Origin of the sequence: Cognaticolwellia mytili (assembly GCF_002104475.1) — a bacterium.
Taxonomy (GTDB): Bacteria; Pseudomonadota; Gammaproteobacteria; order Enterobacterales; family Alteromonadaceae; genus Cognaticolwellia; species Cognaticolwellia mytili.
This window is the reverse complement of record NZ_NBOF01000008.1, coordinates 68884-89737: the sequence shown is the minus strand read 5'-3', so window position 1 is coordinate 89737 and position 20854 is coordinate 68884. Positions and strand designations below refer to the sequence as shown.

Annotated in this window: 18 protein-coding genes; 4 read left to right on the top strand and 14 right to left on the bottom strand. The window is 39.3% G+C overall.

Going from position 1 to position 20854, the window contains the following annotated elements; all coding sequences use genetic code 11:
* Positions 1 to 21: 21 nt before the first annotated feature.
* Positions 22 to 849, bottom strand: a complete 828-nt coding sequence (gene cysQ, locus B7C41_RS19700) for a 3'(2'),5'-bisphosphate nucleotidase CysQ (protein ID WP_085300689.1) — start codon at positions 847 to 849, stop codon at positions 22 to 24.
* Positions 849 to 1403 carry an ADP compounds hydrolase NudE gene (gene nudE, locus B7C41_RS19695; RefSeq protein ID WP_085300688.1) on the bottom strand — a complete coding sequence of 185 codons (555 nt, stop codon included), beginning with the start codon at positions 1401 to 1403 and terminating at the stop codon, positions 849 to 851. The genes cysQ and nudE overlap by 1 nt, the downstream gene beginning before the upstream one ends.
* Before the next feature lie 129 nt (positions 1404 to 1532).
* Here nudE and yrfG point away from each other — a divergent pair, with 129 nt between their 5' ends.
* On the top strand, positions 1533 to 2207 hold the full coding sequence (gene yrfG / locus B7C41_RS19690; RefSeq protein ID WP_085300687.1) for a GMP/IMP nucleotidase: 675 nt from the start codon (positions 1533 to 1535) through the stop codon (positions 2205 to 2207).
* Between the two features lie 89 nt (positions 2208 to 2296).
* Here the strand turns inward: yrfG and B7C41_RS19685 are convergent, their stop codons facing one another.
* The 12 genes from B7C41_RS19685 to gspC form a co-directional block, all read right to left on the bottom strand.
* A complete protein-coding gene (locus tag B7C41_RS19685) occupies positions 2297 to 3040 on the bottom strand; it encodes a type II secretion system protein N (RefSeq protein WP_085300686.1) in 744 nt (247 codons plus the stop codon).
* The gene (gspM, locus tag B7C41_RS19680; protein WP_085300685.1) at positions 3040 to 3507 is read right to left on the bottom strand and encodes a type II secretion system protein GspM; all 468 of its coding nucleotides are present in this window, start codon (positions 3505 to 3507) and stop codon (positions 3040 to 3042) included. Before gspM ends, B7C41_RS19685 begins: the two co-directional genes overlap by 1 nt.
* Entirely contained in the window at positions 3504 to 4736 is a 1233-nt protein-coding gene (gspL, locus tag B7C41_RS19675; RefSeq protein WP_085300684.1) for a type II secretion system protein GspL, read from the bottom strand. The genes gspM and gspL overlap by 4 nt, the downstream gene beginning before the upstream one ends.
* Positions 4737 to 4847: 111 nt before the next feature.
* Complete coding sequence (gene gspK, locus B7C41_RS19670) at positions 4848 to 5840, bottom strand: type II secretion system minor pseudopilin GspK (protein ID WP_235839796.1); 993 nt, start codon at positions 5838 to 5840, stop codon at positions 4848 to 4850.
* Position 5841: 1 nt separating this feature from the next.
* On the bottom strand, positions 5842 to 6516 hold the full coding sequence (gspJ, locus tag B7C41_RS19665; RefSeq protein ID WP_085300682.1) for a type II secretion system minor pseudopilin GspJ: 675 nt from the start codon (positions 6514 to 6516) through the stop codon (positions 5842 to 5844).
* Entirely contained in the window at positions 6516 to 6911 is a 396-nt protein-coding gene (gene gspI, locus B7C41_RS19660; protein WP_085300681.1) for a type II secretion system minor pseudopilin GspI, read from the bottom strand. The genes gspJ and gspI overlap by 1 nt, the downstream gene beginning before the upstream one ends.
* Complete coding sequence (gene gspH / locus B7C41_RS19655) at positions 6895 to 7503, bottom strand: type II secretion system minor pseudopilin GspH (RefSeq protein ID WP_235839795.1); 609 nt, start codon at positions 7501 to 7503, stop codon at positions 6895 to 6897. Before gspH ends, gspI begins: the two co-directional genes overlap by 17 nt.
* A gap of 44 nt (positions 7504 to 7547) precedes the next feature.
* Positions 7548 to 7982, bottom strand: coding sequence for a type II secretion system major pseudopilin GspG (gene gspG, locus B7C41_RS19650; protein WP_085300679.1), 435 nt, complete (start codon positions 7980 to 7982; stop codon positions 7548 to 7550).
* A 2-nt stretch (positions 7983 to 7984) separates the two neighbouring features.
* Complete coding sequence (gspF, locus tag B7C41_RS19645) at positions 7985 to 9208, bottom strand: type II secretion system inner membrane protein GspF (RefSeq protein ID WP_085300678.1); 1224 nt, start codon at positions 9206 to 9208, stop codon at positions 7985 to 7987.
* A 26-nt stretch (positions 9209 to 9234) separates the two neighbouring features.
* Positions 9235 to 10731, bottom strand: a complete 1497-nt coding sequence (gene gspE / locus B7C41_RS19640) for a type II secretion system ATPase GspE (protein ID WP_211279559.1) — start codon at positions 10729 to 10731, stop codon at positions 9235 to 9237.
* Between the two features lie 68 nt (positions 10732 to 10799).
* A complete protein-coding gene (gspD, locus tag B7C41_RS19635) occupies positions 10800 to 12890 on the bottom strand; it encodes a type II secretion system secretin GspD (RefSeq protein ID WP_085300676.1) in 2091 nt (696 codons plus the stop codon).
* A gap of 18 nt (positions 12891 to 12908) precedes the next feature.
* Positions 12909 to 13853: a type II secretion system protein GspC gene (gene gspC / locus B7C41_RS19630; protein WP_158089167.1), complete on the bottom strand. Its 945-nt coding sequence runs from the start codon at positions 13851 to 13853 to the stop codon at positions 12909 to 12911.
* A 208-nt stretch (positions 13854 to 14061) separates the two neighbouring features.
* Here gspC and hslR point away from each other — a divergent pair, with 208 nt between their 5' ends.
* The 3 genes from hslR to B7C41_RS20630 all read left to right on the top strand — a co-directional run bounded on the left by hslR (position 14062) and on the right by B7C41_RS20630 (position 20334).
* Positions 14062 to 14475: a ribosome-associated heat shock protein Hsp15 gene (gene hslR / locus B7C41_RS19625; RefSeq protein ID WP_085300674.1), complete on the top strand. Its 414-nt coding sequence runs from the start codon at positions 14062 to 14064 to the stop codon at positions 14473 to 14475.
* 3 nt (positions 14476 to 14478) lie between these two features.
* Positions 14479 to 15342: an Hsp33 family molecular chaperone HslO gene (hslO, locus tag B7C41_RS19620; protein WP_085300673.1), complete on the top strand. Its 864-nt coding sequence runs from the start codon at positions 14479 to 14481 to the stop codon at positions 15340 to 15342.
* 306 nt (positions 15343 to 15648) lie between these two features.
* Positions 15649 to 20334: a S8 family peptidase gene (locus tag B7C41_RS20630; RefSeq protein ID WP_085300672.1), complete on the top strand. Its 4686-nt coding sequence runs from the start codon at positions 15649 to 15651 to the stop codon at positions 20332 to 20334.
* Positions 20335 to 20854: the final 520 nt, after the last annotated feature.

The window sequence follows — 20854 nt, the reverse complement described above, 5'->3', positions numbered from 1 at the left end:
TATCTAACACTATATGGTTTTTCATCCCAGTGAGCGACTCGTTCTGTGCGGTTTAATGGCATGTTGCCAAGGTATAGCCTTATTGCCTAACGAGAGAAAGTCGGGCTGCATTAGCGTTGTACGTTGATTATAGGTAAGTGGATTAAACTCACTATCAATAATACTACCGCCAGCTTGTTCAATAATACAGTGACTAGCACCGGTATCCCATTCTCCTGTTGGCCCAACTCGCAAATAACAATCGGCACCGCCTTCAGCTATCAAACAATTTTTTAATGAACAACTACCCAACGCAATATGGTCGTAGGAAAATTCATCATTTAGATATTGCCCCATTAAATTAATATCTTGGCGTCGACTAATCGCGACTTTAATCCGGCGTTCACCATCATACTCTGCAACATGAATTCTATGACTGGCAAGGTTATTTTCTTTATAAGCACCTAAGTTATTCTGCGCATAATAAGTTAGTTGGTGATCTGGCGCATGTATCACTCCAATACTAGGCCAGCCATTTTCAACCAAAGCTATATTTACCGCAAAATCGCCACTGCCAATAATAAACTCACCAGTGCCATCTATCGGGTCTAGTAGCCAATAACGGGACCATTTTCCTCGTTCTGCTAACGGTAAAGCTCCAACTTCTTCCGAAATTACAGGAATATCAGGGGTCAAAGTCTTCAACTGATCCATCAAAACATCATTTGCAGCAATATCTGCACTGGTAACAGGGCTATTATCAGCCTTCATTTCAGCGGTATAGTCACCTTGTTTGTAGTGTTTAGCGACTTCTATACCCGCTTTTTTAGCACTTTCAATCGCAATAGATAATAATTTCTCTGAGTCCATCAAATTCCCCTCAAATGGTCTTTTACTAATAATAGCGCAGCAATACTACGCGCCTCATTAAAATCACTCGCCGCCAACAATTGCTGGTAATCAGCTAGTCTCCATGGCACAACTTCTAACTCTTCAGGTTCATCACCTTCAAGTTTTTCAGGATAAAGTTTTTCACCAAGAAATATAGTCATTTGGGCATCAAAAAAAGCAGGGGCAGTGGCAACATGGTGAAGGAAGGTGAGGTTTTCTGCGCCATAGCCTATTTCTTCTTTAAGCTCTCGATTAGCAGCTGTTGACGGCGCTTCGCCTGGATCAATTAGCCCTTTTGGAAAGCCCAGTTCATAACTATGAGTACCAGCACAATATTCACGAACTAGCAGCATAGTTTTATCATCAAGCATAGGCACAATCATTACAGCACCCGAGCCTTTACTAGGTATACGCTCGTACTCTCTACTTTCGCCATTACTAAAACTCAGATCAATTTGTTCGATAGTAAACAGTCCGCTTTTGGCTACTTGTTTACGTGCAGTAATTTTCGGCAATTGTTTTTTTGTACTCATAACGCCCTTTAATCGCAACAGAAAGTGAAGAAAGCTTCAATAAAGCAAACTAAGATTTAGTAATATTGAATACACAGCTCAACCTCTTGGGTATAATCCTATAATAAACGTGTTTCTAGGATAAAATCTATGCTTGATTGGTCAAAAATCTCAACTGTTTTACTGGATATGGATGGAACCATCCTAGATTTACATTTTGACAACCATTTCTGGCTACATCATTTGCCCAAACGCTACAGCGAAAGCGAAAATATAAGTCTTGAACAAGCCAAAAAAAAATTATCCGCGCACTACCAAGATGTTGAAGGTACTATAGACTGGTATTGCTTAGATTACTGGGCTAAACATACAAATTTATCAATTACTGACTTGAAACGCGAGATACAGCACTTAATTCGATTACGTGATGATGCTCATGATTTTCTAACAGCATTAAAAGCCTCGGGACGCGATGTAGTCTTAGTCACTAATGCGCACCCTGACAGCTTGTCATTAAAAATTGAACGTACCGAGTTAGATCAGTATTTTGATACTTTATATTCAACCCACGAATTTGGCGTCACCAAAGAATCACAACTATTGTGGCAGAAGTTACAAGCTAAACATGGCTTTGATGTCGACTGTACGTTATTCGTTGACGACAGTTTAGTGATCTTAGATTCCGCCAAAAAATTTGGTATCAAGCACCTTTTAGCGGTCGCCAACCCTGATAGTAAACAAGCAAATAAAAAAATTAGCGGTTATCCCGCGATAACTGATTTTGGTATATTTGTAGAAGAGATAAAACGTAGCGGTTTGAACTAATTCGCATCTAAATAGCCACAGGTAATGAAGGTTGCTAAAAGGCAATAAAAGCACTGATGGCACCTATTACCTTTCTAGTTAGTTGACCGCTATATCTTTAATCGATAACGCCCTTTTTTATCTGCTTTACCAATAAAATTTAAGGCTGACTTTAGTTCTTCAGGGAATTTCGCACCCGGCGTTAAATAACCGCTACCGCTAAAGCGACCACTCTTTTTAATTTGTGCACGGTAACTAAGGCCTAAATTATTTTTCGGATCAATGTCAGCAATTAGCTCGCCTTCATCACAACTGAGTTTCGCAGATAACTTGCCTAATTTAATTTTTTCATCAAGCGCAGTGACAGCAGCATTACGCCAATGAAAATCACCGTCAAGTTCACTACATATCGGCGCGCCAATAACAAAGCGTGCAACGTTAATGGTCAGCTGCTCATGGGCAATAATATCAATCGGTAAATTAAGTTTTGCTGAGACATTATTAGCGGCCAAACCAACCATCGCGTCTTCAATGGTTATATCTGTTAGCAAACCACTTAACACTAAGTGCCCTTCTGGCCCATTGATTAATGCATCACCAAAAGTGATATCAAACTTAGGATCTAACATCAATACTGATAGCAGGGACAATGAACTTTCTACTTGACTAATGATAATATCATCAACGATAACTTGTGATATTTTAGTCTGCCAAATACTGCCTTCAATACCAGCAACAGTAACATTATTAGGTAATTTAATTTGTCCTGCTAGCCAATTAGCTGGCATCAGTGCAATAACAAAAACACTGTACAAAACGATAAAAATTGCAGCTATAGTAAAGTTTTTTTTCATTAATTTTTTCCTAACTGTAATCGACGAACTCTAACAACACCTTGCTGATCTGCCTTGCTCAAATCAATATTTTTCACTTGTAGGCCATCTCTGCTGGCGAGCTTTCCTAGCCATAATAATAATTGATTGAAAGATATTTCATCAATCCATACCTGTAAATCATCGCCTTGTGGCTGCATACGCGTAATGCTAATTTGTTCTATTCGTGAAGTGCGGTTAACGATACTTGATAAGCTTTCACCACTACTGTTACCGCCATTACGCTTAGCCTGCTGGTACCGTTGAGCACTTTCTTGTACCCAAGTTAACAACTTTTGCTGACGTTCAATTTTCAACTTACTTGTCGCGATACTTTCATTCATCGGTTGCCAGATTAAGCTATAAAGAATGAAGATAGATATCAGTGCTGACATCACAACCACAAGTCGTTGCTCACGAATATTTAACTGTTGCCACCAAGTTTTCATGAGCGTCCCTTAGATGATTTATCTGTGATACTAAAAGACCCTGAAATTTGGTCACCCTGATTATTTTGTGCACCGAGATTAACCGTCAGCCCGGCTTTTTCTAACGCTACTTTGAGTTTTTCAAAATACTGATAATCTTTAGCTACGGCTTGCATACGAACTTCTTTACGCTTGCCATCAAACTTCAACGTTTGCGGCTTAATCTCAGGCACACTCGCTAACGCTGGCTCTAAGTTAATCAATAAGGGTAAGAAGCCTGCTGATTCACCACTATTACCGACTTCTGCTAACTTGCGTTTTAGTTGCGAACGAATAGTAGATATTTTAACTCTTTTCGTTTCTGGGAAGGCACTTTTATAAGTCGCAATAACTTCCTGCTCAATTGCTGCTTGTTGGTTTGATAGCTGATATAACTCTGCACCTTTGAGTGCAAAATTAAGCACTAAAGCAAAACTTGCAATACCGGCAACCCACAACCAGTTCGTCAATGTTGTTGAACGCTTTTCTTTAACCTGAAATTCACCTTGCAGCAGGTTAAACTTAGTCGAATAGTGATTGGCTAAAATAGCTAATGGTAACTCTTCTGGCAAAAACTCAACACTTAAGTTATCAGGCATATTGGGTAATGGCGAATACGAGTGAATTTCTTTATCTACATCGCTGTTATTAATCAGTTGTGGAACAACATATGGCCAAGCATTACTTTCAAATGACATTACTTGCCAAGGTGATAAGCGCATAAGAATTTGTTCGTCTAACATCACCGCAGTGCAATGTTCTTCATTGATAGGTAACGCTAGCGCGTCTGGGATCATCAATTTACAGAATATATCAGCATCGGCTAACCATTGCTGCCAAAGTGATAGCTGTTCGCGTTCAAGTGCGGCTAAAAAACAATTATTACCTTGCTCATTTTGCTTTTGTTCGTTAAAGGCAAAAAACAGCTTTTCAACGTCTTGCGCTAATTCATCCTCTAACATATAAGGGGCCGCTAAACGAATTGCTCGTTGTGAAGAGCCCGGTACTGTTAAGCTTTTAACGGCAACATCGCATGCAGGTACAAAGGTAACAACATCACGTGCCGCAGCCTTTGTGGTTAACTGTGTTAATTCGCTTGCATTGGGCAATTCGCCACTGGCAATAATTTCTTCATGTCCGTTAGTTTTAACCAGCCAATGTATTTTACTGTCAACTCGGTTGCCTAAACGGATAAATAAGGTTTCACCCATTACTTTTGTCCTATGACGCAATTGTTCACGCTAATATTATTTTTATTTGCCACTTTAGCTTTCACTTTTCATTTTTAATTTTTCATTTTAAGAAGACTAACCATCGTAAAATCACTCTCGTCCAATGATGCGACTGACCACGTTAATATTATTCTTATTTTCTACTCTCATAATGCTTTTCATCGCAAAGTAGCTGCTATTAAAACTTGCGTTAGTTTTGAACTTAAAATATTCACTTTTGACGGTAAAGAGAGTTTTCTTATCTTCAGGCTTTTTTACACTTTTCAATATACTTAATTTAAAAAGCTCATCGACACTTTGAAAACCTTCTTCTTTTCGACTTGAAAGCACTTCTTCAGCTACATTTTGGGTGATCCCCAGCATGGCGACAAGCAATTCAGGCTTGTCTTGTGCAATTGTATTAATATTCACTTTGTTCAAATTCGTATCAGGTAACACGCAAACGTAATCTCTTAATTTATTTATCACGGTAACGTTAAAGTGCTCTACAACACGTAACTCATTGATACTCGCTAAATAATTATTTGCGGCTAAATAAGGAAATTCTTTCGCGGCATAATCATTGTCTTCAGCGCCACCTGAGCTAGATATACTATCATCTGCATCAAGCCAATCAGCTAAGGCATCCGCCATTGATTCCGCTTCAAAATTCCCAATACCTTCAATATTAAGTGCGATCAGCAACTCTTCAAAAGCTCTTCTTGCTATTGACTTAACTGTGCCCTTATCACCGCTACCATCATCAGAGCGCAGTGAATTTAAATTAAAGCAGCTGTGCAAATCAGTTATTTCACCGGTTATTTCACCAAAATCTACTGGTAAAGTACTTTCACCTTGTGCCCAAATCTGTTCTAAGCTGGTGACTTCTGCATTGTCTTCAAATGACTGTTTTAATATACCTTTAGCAAAAGCTTCTGCCCCCATAGCATACCAGTACGCTTGTTGGTTTGAGCCGATATTAGTAGTTCGCTGCATTTGTAACTGCAAACGTGCTGTCATTTGCGTCGCCAATATGGCAATTAAAGCAACAATTAGCATCACTGTAATTAAAGCGACACCTTTTTGTCGATTATTTTTTGCCATTCTATTCATCCTTGTCTTGCTGGCTGTCACCTGCCATTAGATACTGGCGGCGAATGACACCATAATCTGTGGTATCAAGTTCAATAGCAATCGCAATCGGCAAGGTATTTTTTTGTAAATTTTTTTGCCATTTCTTACCATCATAAAACTCAAAATCTAATTTTTCTACTTGAGAAATTAATGGCCGAATTTTTGGCTCTTCCCCTAAGACCGCATCAACAAAATTAAAATGTAAACGCTCAAGGACATTATCATTTAATTGATAAGCAACAGATTGCACATCACTACGCGGTAAGAGCAAACCAGGGTTAGTCCAACCATGACGAACGAAGCCTATAGCTTTCTCATCACTAGAAAAACTTTCATTGTCGGTATGTAAAAAACCTTCTTGTGGCGCTTCGCCATTAAATCTCATACTACGCCTGGCTATTTGCAGCATATCGCGTTCAATGATTAAGAAACCGCGTTGTAATTCATTAATTCTATCAGTACGTTCTTTCGTTACGGTATCGCTATTTAATACGGTTTCAAAGATGCTAAAACTTGCCATACTAATCACTGAAAATATTGCAATAGCTATCAATACTTCCAGTAAAGTAAAGCCTTTACTTTTATTTATTAAAGACAAGTTAGTTTTCTTGACAAGCTTATTATGCCTTGTTGCTGTTTTTTTCATTAGTTCTTCTTAGCAACATAGGTCGTCAAACTGCTAAGTATTGACTCTTCTGTTTCTGTAAGCCGTACTTCCATGACAACTGCTCGTAAATTTTTATCGGTAGTTTTAAGTACTTTTTGCTGCCAAAACCATTCTTGTCCAGCCAATTCAACTTTGCCTTTTTTATTGTTTTTTGGCGGCCATACAGTATCTAAGGTCACTTCAACTAACTGGTTTGAGGCAACCCAGCTAGCGATAATTTTACTTTCCAAGTGCCCTAAGTTACGAGCATTAGTATCAGCGGTTCCTAAAATAGCAATACCTGCGATAGAGAACACCGCCATTGCTAACATTACTTCAATTAAGGTAAAACCATTTTTAAGTTTTGTGCGGGTGTAGTTAACGACGGTTAGCATTTTCTAGCGGTCCTTCTATCGTTAATGGCACGGTGTAAATGCCTGTAACCTTAAAAATAACGTCTTCACCTTTATCGAAGCTAAAATCAGCAAGTTCAAATGTTAAGCTAAATGGTGTGATATCGCCTCCTGAAAGAATATACACCTGCGGAATGATTTTTTTCTCTTCTCCTTCCTTTTCGAAAAGGCTTTCATCGTCTTCGTTATTTAATAACGTAGGGTCAAACAGCAAAACATCTTCGATCGGTAAGTCGTCAAGCTGCAATACCACTTCAACACCTTCCGGCAAAGTAAAAGCTTCAAACACTGGCTTATCAGCTATTGGTGACCAACGCACGCCATCATAACCAAGGAATTGATAGGTATTTTCATCAATGTACAAACCAAGCTCAATATTATTAAGCATGCCGTATTCAGCGGCGACATCAAAAATGCCCGCAAAGCGGGCACTACTTTGTTGTAATAATTGCTCAGGCTTACTACTGGAAAAACTGAATTGAACCGAAGAAACCATAATGCCGATCAAGACAATCACCAACATCACTTCGATTAACGTAAAACCTTGATATTGCCTATTTTTTATAGTCCGCAAATGGCAGATTCTAGTCTTCATAGTTAACAAGTAATCAAAATTGACTACTGAAAATCACCTAAATTCCAGTTACCAATATCATCATCGGTGCCTGCTTCACCATCAGGCCCCATAGAAAAAATATCCATATTACTGTTTTCGCCGGGGTTTAGTAACTGATATTCACTGCCCCAAGGATCATTAGGTAACCGCTTCACATAACCATTTTCAGGGAAACGGCGTGGTGCCGGCTCAATATCAGTTTCAGTCACTAATGCTTCTAAGCCCTGCTCTGTACTTGGGTACTTATAGTTATCCATTTTATACATGCTTAATGATGTTTCCAATGCATTGATGTCAGAAATAGCTTTTTGCATATTAGCGCGCTCTTGGCTCCCCATTAAGTTAGGGACTACCATACTGGCTAAAATGCCTAAAATCACAATAACAACCATGACTTCTAAAAGGGTAAAACCTCGAATATTTTTAACTGCTTTCATTTCTAACTTCCTATTAATGTATTTAACTGAAGAATTGGCTGTAATATAGCCATTACGATGAATAAAACAATGCCCGCCATAACCACCATTAATGCAGGTTCAAAGGCCTTTAACGAAATGCTAACGATGGCTTCGAATTCTCGATCCTGATTATCGGCAGCACGACCTAGCATATGCTCAAGCTGACCACTTTTTTCTCCACTAGCAATCATATGTAACATCATCGGTGGAAAAAGTTTTGTCTGCTCTAATGACACGCGCAAACTTGCTCCTTCTCTAACTTTATCTGCTGATTCTTTGACGCTTTGTTTAATGAAAAGGTTATCTAAAACTTCACCAGAGATTTTCATGCTCTCTAATAGAGGAACGGCGCTAGCGGTTAAAATGCTCAACGTTCGGGCAAATCTGGCAGTATTAATACTTTTAGCCACTTTACCAATACCAGGTAAGGCAAGGAAGTGCTTATGATAAGCAAACTTAAAGTTAGCCTTTTTTAATAGTTGTGACCAAAGAAACATTAAGGCTGCAATAAAAATCACAATAAATAAACCATAATCACGTAAAAAATCACTACTCGCAATCAACAGTTTAGTTGTACCAGGTAAGTTCGCGCCCATATGTTCAAATTGGCCAACAATTTTAGGTACTACTGCTGTTAACAAAATGGTGATAACGCCCGTAGCAACTATTGTCATAATAATAGGGTAAACCAGTGCCTGAATAAGTTGCGATCTTAACTGTTGCCTTTGTTCTGTATAATCAGCAAGTCGATCGAGCACTTTATCTAAATGTCCTGATTTTTCGCCTGCCGCAACCATAGCACGAAACAAATGGTTAAATACCTGCGGAAATTCAGCCATACTTTCCGCCAAGCTATAGCCTTCGGTGACTTTAGTACGAACAGCCATCACCATACTTTTCAAAGATGTTTTGTCACATTGCTCACCGACCGCCATTAGCGACTCTTCAATTGGCAAACCAGATTCAACCAAGGTAGAAAGCTGCCGAGTGATCAATGCTAATTCAGTTGCTGATATTTTCTTACCGCCACTGAATATTGACTTTTTCCCTGCCTGTTTACTTTTTTGTAAACTTGCGGTGACTTCTGTTGGCATTAGCCCTTGTTCGCGTAGCAAGCTGCGAACATGTCTTGGCGTATCTCCTTCGATTACACCTTTTTTATTCTTACCACGGCTATCAACCGCTTGATAATCAAATGCTGCCATAATTTACAATTTAATTTAAAACCTAGTTAGTCTTCACGAGTAACACGTAAGACTTCTTCAATAGTCGTTTCCCCACACATGACTTTGTCAAAGCCATCACGACGAATACTCGGTGTTGTTTCACGAATGAACTTTTCGATAACTTGCTCACCTTTGCCGTTATGAATAAGCTCTCGCACTTTATCATCAACAACAATCAGTTCATGTATACCTGTTCGGCCTCTATAGCCTTTGAAATTACACTCTTCACAACCTACGGCTTTAAAAATTGGCGCTTGGTCACCTTCAGAAAGTTGCAACAAACGGCGTTCTTCTTCCGATGGAGCACAACATTCACGACAATGTGGGCACAAGGTTCGCACTAAACGTTGTGCTAATACACCAAGTAGACTCGACGAAAGCAAGAAAGGTTCAACGCCCATATCTTCCATTCGCGTAATCGCACCCGCAGCGGTGTTAGTATGCAAGGTTGAAAGCACTAAGTGACCAGTTAAACTAGCTTGAACACCAATTTGAGCAGTTTCTAAATCTCGAATTTCACCCACCATGACTACATCAGGGTCTTGACGAAGTATTGCACGTAAGCCTCGAGCAAAAGTCATGTCTACTTTAGTATTAACCTGTGTTTGACCAATACCTGCAATAGCGTATTCAATAGGGTCTTCTACCGTTAAAATATTTCGTTCTTTACTATCAATTTGGCTTAAGCCTGCATACAAGGTAGTACTTTTACCTGAGCCTGTTGGCCCAGTAACCAAAATGATGCCATGCGGCTTTTCGATTAATTCAGAAAAGCGTGCTCTATTGCCGTCCGTCATTCCTAAATCTTGTAGGTCTAATCGGGTAGAATTTTTATCTAATAAACGCAGTACGACTCGTTCACCATGGCCTGTCGGCATAGTAGATACACGGACATCAACCGCTCGACCAGCTATTTTTAACGAAATACGGCCATCTTGTGGAATACGTTTCTCAGCGATATCAAGCTTTGCCATAACCTTAATACGTGAAACTAGCAATGATGCTAACTTGCGATTTGGTTTTAAGACTTCACGTAAAACACCATCAACACGAAAACGAATTTGTAATGATTCTTCAAAAGTTTCGATATGAATATCTGAGGCATTTTCTTTAATTGCTTCACTTAACATGGCATTGATCAATTTAATGATCGGTGCATCATCTTCATTTTCGAGTAAATCTTCAGTTTCAGTCATTTCATCGGCAAGCGAATATAAGTCGACTTCGTTACCAATATCTTCCATCATTTGCTGTGCTTCAGAAGAGTCACGCTGATAAGCAATCGTCAGCATTTGCTCGAACTCTTCAGCCGTTTTCACTTCAATTTCAAAAGGTGACTTCAGTACTCGCCTAACTTCAAGTAAAATATCAGCATTTAACGTATCAACACAGACTAAGCGTAAGCTATTCTCGTCTTTTTCAATAAGCACGTTATGGCGCTTAGCAAAGCCAAATGGCAAGCGAAAACGAATGCTTTCATCGACAATAATGTCACTATCCATTAATTGTTGTTCATCATCAGCTTCACTTGCCACAATAAAAGCCTGAGCTTGAGAATCGATATCACTCATTACTCATCTTCTTTTTTGGTAAATATTTTTTTCTCTTCTACTTTTTTCATATGCTCTTCAAATGATGGTGGCAAAGATAACTCATCATTCCATTCAGGCAAAATAGGTAGCTTTTCATCATCCATTAATTCTAGCCCGGCTTCACGGCTTGACACTTCTTGCGCACGAATATAGTTGTATTTCTCTTTACTTAAATCACTCATTAGCTGGCCATCACGAACAATCGTTGGACGTAGAAACACCATTAAGTTACGTTTGCGCTTAGTATTACTTGTTGATTTAAATAAATGCCCAAGGATTGGAATATCACCTAATAATGGTACTTTCTGCACACTTTCTTGCACGTCTTCGTCAATCAAGCCGCCTAAAATTACTGTCGCGCCATCATCGGCCATCACAGTAGTTTTAATTTCACGTTTATTAATCGAAATATCAACACCAGTTGCACCACTAACAGAAGAAACTTCTTGCTCGATGGTTAACTGCACACCACTACCTTCATTAATTTGCGGTGTAACCTTTAACTTAATACCAATTTCTTGACGTTCAACTGTTTGAAATGGGTTGTTATTACTACTACCCGTTGCAGAGCCCGTGATAATGGGCACTTCTTGACCAACAATAAAATAGGCTTCTTCGTTATCAAGGGTAGTAATACTTGGCGTAGATAATATGTTCGAGTTGGTGTCCGAACTTACCGCTTGTAAGACTGCGCCCCAATCACCTTTAACAATACCGAACAGTGTTCCGCTTACTGAACCTAAGACATCGGCAGCTAGGCTGTAATCGCCTTTAACGTCAGGCTGATCGGGATTTGTAGTTTTATCGTCTCCATTTACCACTGTAGAACCTTTCGCTCCTGGTGTTGATTGAGCAGCTTCAGCTGCTGCGGCAATTGAGCTAATTGGTGCAACACCATTGGTAAATTGCGTCATTGCTCCTGATTCGTGATACCACTGTACACCTAAGTTAACACCATCACCTTCAAAAACTTCAACAATGATGGCTTCAATAAGTACTTGAGCACGGCGAATATCTAATTGACGAATAACAGCTTCAAGTGAGCGCAACATATCAGGTTGAGCCGTAATAACTAACGTATTAGTATCTTCATGAGCATCAATACTAACATTTCTTGTTTTACTATTTTTAGAGCTCTTTTTCGAGCCTGAACTATCAGATTCAATCGATTTACTAACACCCTCTAACACTTTTACCATCTCTTCAGACTTAGCGTATTTAAGATGATAAACACGAGTATTACCGTTAGACTCTAATTCACTATCTAAACGAGATACAAGTCTTGCTACTCGCTCTCTGGCTTGTGCTTCACCGCTGACAATAACGCTATTCGTTCGATCATCGGCAACAATTTTGGGAATTAAAAACGTAGGTGTACCTGCCGACTTGCCTTGGCTAGATTTGTTCATCGCTTCAATAATACGCACCATTTCACCGGCAGAAGCGTATTTAAGCTTAATAATTTGTACGTCATGATCACCAGCCTTATCAACGCGCTCAATGATTTTGACTAAACGGTTAACTACCGCAGCGGTACCGGTAAGCATTATAACGTTGGCAGGGTCGTAGTTAACTACATTACCGCCACCTGCTTGATCCGATAATTGACGAAGTAATGGGGTTAACTCACGTACAGTAACGTTCTTCACTTCAACAACACGGGTGACCATCTCATCACCAACACCTGGATTTTCATTACCAACAACCGGTATTGATGAGGTTTTTGCATCTTTATTACGAATAATTTTGACAACATTATTGTCCATTTCTACTGCTGCAAAACCATAAACTTCGAGAACATTTAAGAAAAATTGATAATACTGTTCTTCAGTTAACAGGTCGTAACTACGAACATTAACTTTGCCACGGACATTAGGATCAACGATCATCGTTTTCTTTAAGTTCTTACCAACAATATTGATAAATTCTGCAATTTCAGTGCCTTTAAAGTTTGGTGAGTAATCAGCAGCATTAACGCTAGCTGAAAGCAAAACACCATTGAGCATCACAGCAGTAACAACCCCAGTAAGACTTCTCTTATACCAAGGCGCGCCTAATAATTTGCGCATTTATTATTCCTTTTTATTCTAATTATCGATACTGAAAAGTATTTCAGTCATTTCATTATTACGGTTTAGCAACAGTGAAACTTCTCGTTCTGTTTTTAAAGATTGCAACGCTTGGGCTGCTTCTCTTGGCTCTATTAAATTGAAACCATTCATTTGCACAGCAACATCACCATTCTTAAGACCGGCATTTTGGAAAAAAGTTGGATCTTTTCCTGGCATTAGTCGGTAACCGCTAATTTTTCCATTCTCACGTTTCGGTGATATTTTCAAATAATCTGTAATTTTTCCTGGGTCATCATTTAAGTCCTTTCTCAATGATTTAGTACTTTGCGTGAGTGCTTTGTTATTTCGTTGGTCAACAATATTAGGCGAAGAAAACCTTTTAGATGGAGCTTTTTTAGTTGTTCTTTGTTGTTTACTCACTGGCTTTATTGCTTGAACGTTTTTATTAAAATCTATGCCTTCAATCATCAATGTTTCTAAGCGGCCAGAAACTTTCAACAAGACTCTGTCGTTAAACACTTTTTCCAACACGGCACGTGTGCCTTTAATATTTTCACCAATGCTGTAGGTTTCTTGCTTACCTGCACTTTCAATAATGGCTGCTGAGGTTGCTTTATCACTACTGGCAACGGCACCAGTTAAGGTTAATTTCAATCGAGTTTCTGGGGCATCTTCAATAACTAACTCTTCAACTTTTTCGACTGCCTGTTGAGAGAATGCGCCAAATAAATTAAGCGCTTCAATAGCTTTAACATTGAACGACTTGGGCAATGATGTTTGGGTAGGTTGAACTTTATTGGCTTTTAGCCCTGATGCACTATTAGGTTGCGGCATTGCTAACCAAGTAACTTGGGCAAATAGGTAGGCGATGTAAGCAAGCAACAGAAAAATAACCACTTGAGTTAATTTTCGCTGAGGAAGTTTAGCTAGCTGCTCAAATATATTTGATAAGTTGTTCATTAATGACATTTTATAATAATTTTATTGTCTAAAAATTTTAATTCACTTTGATGATACTTGACCGAGAGCTTGGCAACAAGACGTCATATTATTTTTTAGCTATAATTAGTTAAAAATTTGTAACCAAATACAATCTAGCTAGCGTAATCATTAGCTTTATGCTAACTTTCGCCATTTTTATAGTACTTAAAAGAGTAATAGCAAAGCAATGGCTAAATCGATCGACAGCAGTGCAGGAAACAAACAAACTACACGCTTAGATAAGTGGCTATGGGCTGCGCGCTTTTATAAAACACGTGCCATCGCAAAACAAATGATTGATGGCGGAAAAGTTTTTTATAATGGTCAACGCAGTAAATCAGGTAAAGCCGTAATATTGGGCGATCGCATCACTCTGCGACAAAGCTTTGAAGAGAAGCATGTAATTGTTATTGCACTTGCTGATAGACGGCGGGACGCCACTTTTGCCCAAACACTCTATCAAGAAACCTCTGAAAGTATTCAAACCCGAGAAAAAAATAGCTTAGCTCGTAAACAAGGCATTTTACTTAGTCCCGCGAGTGAGACAAAACCAGACAAGAAACAACGTCGACAAATTCGACATTTGAAAGAAAGGATCTAGACAGTGACCAGACAAACTGACGTATTAAATCGCTATTTATTTGATAACCTGCACGCCCGAGGTGAGTTGGTAAATTTAAAGCAAACGTTTCAAGATATTGTTGCCCCACATGATTACCCTGCCGGCGTAAAACAACTATTAGGAGAGCTTGTTGCTGCAACTTGTCTATTAACAGCAACATTAAAGTTCGAAGGCGAAATTGCAGTACAACTGCAAGGTGACGGTCCTATAGGTTATATGGCTGTAAATGGTAACCACCTGCAAGAAATGCGTGGCATTGCCCGTATGGCAAGTGAAACCAATGCTATGACCTTAAAAGAACTTATTGGCAAAGGCAATATGATAATCACTATTCGCCCTAATAGTGGCGAACCTTATCAAGGTGTTGTTGCACTTGATCAGGAAACATTAGCCGGATGTTTAGCGCATTATTTTGAAGTTTCAGAGCAAATTCCCACTAAAATTTGGCTCTATACCAACAGCGACATCACACAAATTGCTGGTAGCCTAGTTCAATTAATGCCTGATGGCGAAGATAAAGAAAAGCAACAGGCCGATTTCGAGCACTTATGTCAACTAACAAACACGATACAAAATGAAGAAATATTTTCTATTGATAGTGAAGCCCTACTGTACCGCTTATACCACCAAGAAAAAGTCGTATTATTTGAACCGCAAAATGTTAGTTATAAATGCAGTTGCTCAGAAGAAAAGTGCTTAAGTGCTATTTCACAAATAGAGCCTTCAGAACTTGAAAACATTATTGCTGAACAAGGGAATGTATCAATGACCTGTGACTATTGTATGACAACCTATAAATTTTCACGTTATCAACTAGCACATTTCATTGATGATACTTCACACTAAAAAGTCTTATTTTCAATTGGTTGCATATACGAAGTGATAAGCAACTAATTGAAAAGGTTTCTGCATGACACTCTATTAGCTAGTTAACCTCCAGAAGCTGTTTTGTAAGCTTAGCTTTCCATATGCCGTAAAATTTAAATTTAGCTCAACTACCTATAGCATATTTCGTTTACATTATTTTTACATGTGATATGTTTATGCATTCTATTTTTTACCTCTAATATTCAAAATCAGTTTTCAGAAAACAACTATTTTTAATCTTAAAATAACAACTTGCACAAATATTGTGCCTTAGGGAGGTTCTTTGTGAATAACAAAGTAACAATCGCTGTTTCTACAGCACTATTATCGATGGCGAGCTTGCAAGCTTCAGCCAGTACTATACCAGTGCAGCATTCGGCTGAATCGTTAAAATCAGTAGCACCAATTTCAATCAATAAAAACGGTACATACAACAAACAACAAGCCAAAAAGATTCACATAGAAAAAGACTTAGCTGACGGAACTTATACCTATATTGTTCGCCTTAAAGACCAACCTATTGCTACATATGATGGTTCAATTGCAGGTTTAACTGCAACTAATCCTCAAATCGCTAAAAAGTCATTATTCAAATCATTAGCGAATAGTACAAAAAGCTCACAAGAAGTTAGAAAAGAACTGCGTCTTGATTTAGAAACGGTTGAAGCTATAGCTTATAGTAACTATTTAGAAGGCAAGCAAACGTCTTTCCTAGCTAAAGCAAACAATAAATTAACCAACAACCTAAATCCTCTTTATAAATATAAAAATGCCTTTAATGGCATGGCATTACGGTTAACACAATCAGAAGCAGAAGCATTATCTAAGTTAACTGACGTTGCGTTTATTGAACGTGAACGTATGGAGCACATGGATACCGATACTGGTCCAACTCATATTGGTGCCACTCAAGTGTGGGACGGTGAAGGTCAAAGCGCTCTTAATATGGGCGAGGGAATCGTTATTGGTGTCATTGATAGTGGTATTAATTCAGATCACCCATCATTCGCAGATATAGGTGGCGATGGCTACGATCATACCAATCCACGAGGCGCTGGTAATTATGTTGGTGATTGTGCGGGCGACTTCGTCGAACTATGTAATGATAAACTCATTGGTGTTCGTTCATATGCTTCAATTACTGATGATTACGATGATACTACTGTTTTCGGTGATAACCCTCCAGCCAAAAATGGTGAAGATTACGGTGGACATGGCTCACATACAGCAAGTACTGCAGGTGGTAACATTTTAAAAGATGTTCCTATGGTTGAACAAGAAGTAGGCAAAGAACAAGGTAAAGGCATTAATAGTACGGGCTTTGAATTTGAGCAAATATCTGGTGTAGCTCCACATGCCAACATTATTGCTTATCAAATTTGTAGCCCTGGAAATAGGGGTTCTAATGGTGCCCCATCAGATACTTATAATGGTTGTGCCGGCGCAGCAATTCTTGCTGCATTAGACGATGCACTAACCGACAATGTTGATGTACTAAACTATTCGATTAGCGGTGGCGGAAACCCTTGGACTAGTGCCACAGAGCTTGGCTTCTTAGCAGCACAAGAAGCTGGGATTTTTGCTGCAGTATCTGCTGGTAACAGTGGTCCTGAGGCGCAAACTACGGTGAAGAATGCTCCTTGGTACACTGTAGTCGGTGCTTCAACACATGGCCGTGAAATTGTATTTGATAAACAAATTGGTGAATTCACTGGCGGTGATACTGAGCTTTCAACGCTTAACGGCAAAAGCGCTTCAGGTGGCATTACAGCTAAAATAGTTTGGGCTGGTGATTATACCAATTCAAATGATACTGATGGCGCACCAGAACAATGTTTAAAACCTTTCCCTGCTGGCACTTTCAATGGCGAAATCGTTGTTTGTGATCGTGGCGCAATTGCTCGTGTTGATAAAGCTATTAATGCTGCGGCTGGCGGCGCGGCAGGTTTCGTACTGGGCAACCTTGACGTTGAAGGTGCTTCAAACTCTGTAGCTAGTGATGTTTTTGTTATTCCAGGTATTCATGTTAATGCTGAAAACGGTAATGCGCTACGTACTTGGTTAAGTACTGGTGAAAACCACATGGCAACCATCACAGCTTCAAATGGCGATACAAAAATCGGCCAAGCAGATGATATGGCGGGCTTTTCATCACGAGGTAGTAACGTTACCGTACCAGATATAATGACTCCATCAGTTACCGCGCCAGGCGTAGCAATTTATGCAGCTTATGCTGATGAACAATACGGACATGATGTCATTCCTCCTGACCCTGCTGACTACGCTTTTTTACAAGGTACATCAATGGCAGCACCGCATACGGCTGGCGCTGGCGCTGTGTTAAAGTCTGCTCATCCGACATGGACACCTGATAATATTCGTTCAGCATTAATGTTAACGGCGGTTACAGATGTTCGTAAGGAAGACGGCACAACAGCTGCTGATTTCTTTGATATGGGCTCTGGTAGCATTCGTGTAAACTTAGCACATACAACCGGCCTTTTAATGAATGAGACAGCAGCAAACTATACTGCTGCAAACCCTGCAATAGGTGGAGATCCTAAAACATTAAACATTCCATCAGCGACAAATGCTAGCTGTATTGGCTCTTGTGATTGGACTCGTACTGTGACAGCTACTATGGCAGGCACGTGGACGGTTGAAGGTGCTGAAATTTCTGATGGTTTAGTTATAACAGCCACGCCAGCATCATTTTCACTTGCTGAAGGTGAGAGTCAAACTATTGCAATAAATGCTAATGCTATTAGAGCTCAAAGTGATGTTTGGACATTTGGTCATGTTGTTATGACATCTGATCAACATCCAACGGCTAGAATTCCTGTTAGTGTTCAAGCTTCAAACGGCAATCTACCAGATTCAGTTTCTTTTGAAGCAAACCGTAATGAAGACAGTGGATTAATTGAAAACGTAACTGCAATTGAAATTACCGAATTTACCAGTCGTTCTTATGGTCTAACTAAAGCAGATCAAATAAAAGCAACATTAGCAGTCGATAGTGACAATGGCTCTGCCTACGATGATATATCTGACGGTATTAATGTCACTATTCACACTGTTCCTGAAGGAGCAAAGCGCTTTGTTGCTGAAGTATTGGCATCAGCATCTCCAGATTTAGATCTGCGTGTGGGCTTAGATGCAAATGGTGATGGTATACCACAAGAAGATGAAGAAGTGGGTAGCAGCGCAACGGGTACCGCACTTGAAAAAGTATCTCTAACCATGCCGGCCGCTGGCAGTTATTGGGTTGCTGTTCAAAACTGGGCTGCATCTACTGAAGGTGCTGAAGATGCTTATACTTTAGCAACCGCTGTTGTTGACAGTGAATTAGGTGATAACCTTACTGTTGAAGCAGACAGCGCTATCTCTGCCTTAACAGAGTTTGACTTGCGCTTTAAATGGTTACTTAATGACGGTGTATATGGTGATATGTATTACGGCGCTGTTGATATCGGTTCAAGTGCAGAAGATGCAGGTAATTTAGGCTTAGTTTCTGTTGACCTCATGCGCGGCATGGACGATGTATCTATTTCAAGCAATGCAGATGCTTACATGCAGCGAACCGACCAAGTTGATTACACTATTACGGTGTTACCAAAACTAACTAAAGGTGATCGTACCTATACAATTAAAGCAAATATTCCAAGTAGCTTAGAGCTAGATGCTGACTCCATAACAGGTGATGCGACGGTAACAGGTAATGAAATAACTTGGCAAGTAGCTAGAGAATCATTATTTGGCCAAGTACCTACTTATTTAATGACAAGTAATGCAACTGATGCAACTTGTGATTTGCCAAACTTTGGACAAAATGGCACTGGCTCAGGTTACATTGATTTATTAGCATTAAGCCCTACGCTTACTCCAAGTGCTCTTGATGGTGACCAAGTCACAGCGACATTTAATGTGCCAGCTAACTTTCTTGGTAAGGCGTATAGCTCTATAAATGTTTCAGAAAATGGCTTCATCTACTTCTCAGGAACCGATGGTGCAAATGCATGGAGAAATCAATTATTACCAGATACTGATACTGCAAACAACTTGGTTGCACCTTTCTGGCGCGACTTTAAAATCGTTCGAACTGATACTTCAGGTGTTACCGTTGTTCCATCAAGTTCAGGTAGATATACTGTTGTTGAATTTGATGACATGGTTCACTCTATTACAGTAGATGGTCATTCATCAGGTATTGCACCAGGTGAAATTGAAGATGTTATGGATTTCGAAGTTGTATTTGATAATGCAACAGGTAACTTTGTATTTGCTTATGCCAATGTAAATCACGACTGGGGCAATACTTTAGGTGGCACAGTTGGTTTTGAAAATAGCACGGGTACTGAAGGACGTACAGATATTTACCGTAAGTCTATTTGGGGTGGTGCTGATGGTTCAACTGGCTCATTGGAATCAGTTGAGTCTGGAACAATTTTTTGCTATGAGTTACAAGAGGTTCCGAAAACTCCTGTTACATTGACTTTCTCTGCAACAATCGTTGACGATTATGTTGGTGGTCCAATTAACGTAGCCCTTACACACAGCACTGATGATACAAATACAACTGAAGCAGTGAATGATTCAAGTGTTACTATCCAAGTTGAAGGTGCTCCTACAGCCGTAATTACAGGTGCTACAAATGTTGTCGAAGAAACAAATGTTCAACTTAGCGGTTCAAGCTCTTCAGATCCTAATGGTGATACGCTTTCTTACGTATGGGTGCAGTTAGCAGGTACACCTGTAAGCTTTAGTGAAAACTCAGCTTCTATTAGCTTTGAAGCACCTAAAATAGTCAATGACGAAACGATGTCTTTTCAATTAACAGTAAATGATGGCAAAGGTAACTCAGACACAGTTGTTACCTCAATATCAATTGTAAATAAGAAATCAAGTGGTTCATTCGGTTGGTTAATGTTGCTACTAACTCCTATGTTATTTACTCGTCGCAAAAAAGCATAACTTCATAGTTTAGGTTACTCATAACCTTAAAAACAAAAGCCATCAACATTTTGTTGATGGCTTTTTATTATTCACTGTTTTATCTATCTACTTTTAAACGTTTATCACTTAACTCCCATTCAACTGCACTTGACTTCCAGATAAGTAATTTTGTCTCTCGGGTTGGTAGTCACGTAGACTGATAGAGTAGAATAATTTTACACGCTAATTAAAGCCTGTTTTATGCCGTGAACTATTACTAGTAAAGCCCTTATAATAAGTGGTTCCAATTTTCATTAGTCGGAATAAAAGTATAACTAATCACCTCTGTCATAACCCTTTAACACTATTTAACCTCAGCCCGGCTTAGACAATGCGCCCAATAAACTGAGTTGAGGTTACTTAGCCATTCATCACTAAGATCAATTATTCATTATCTAGTACTCGGGTTTAATAATGAAAACGGATGAGTAACAAGAAACAAAAAAGCAGGGCCAATTGCTCGACTCTGCTTTTTATAAAATCACTTAATTTACGTTGT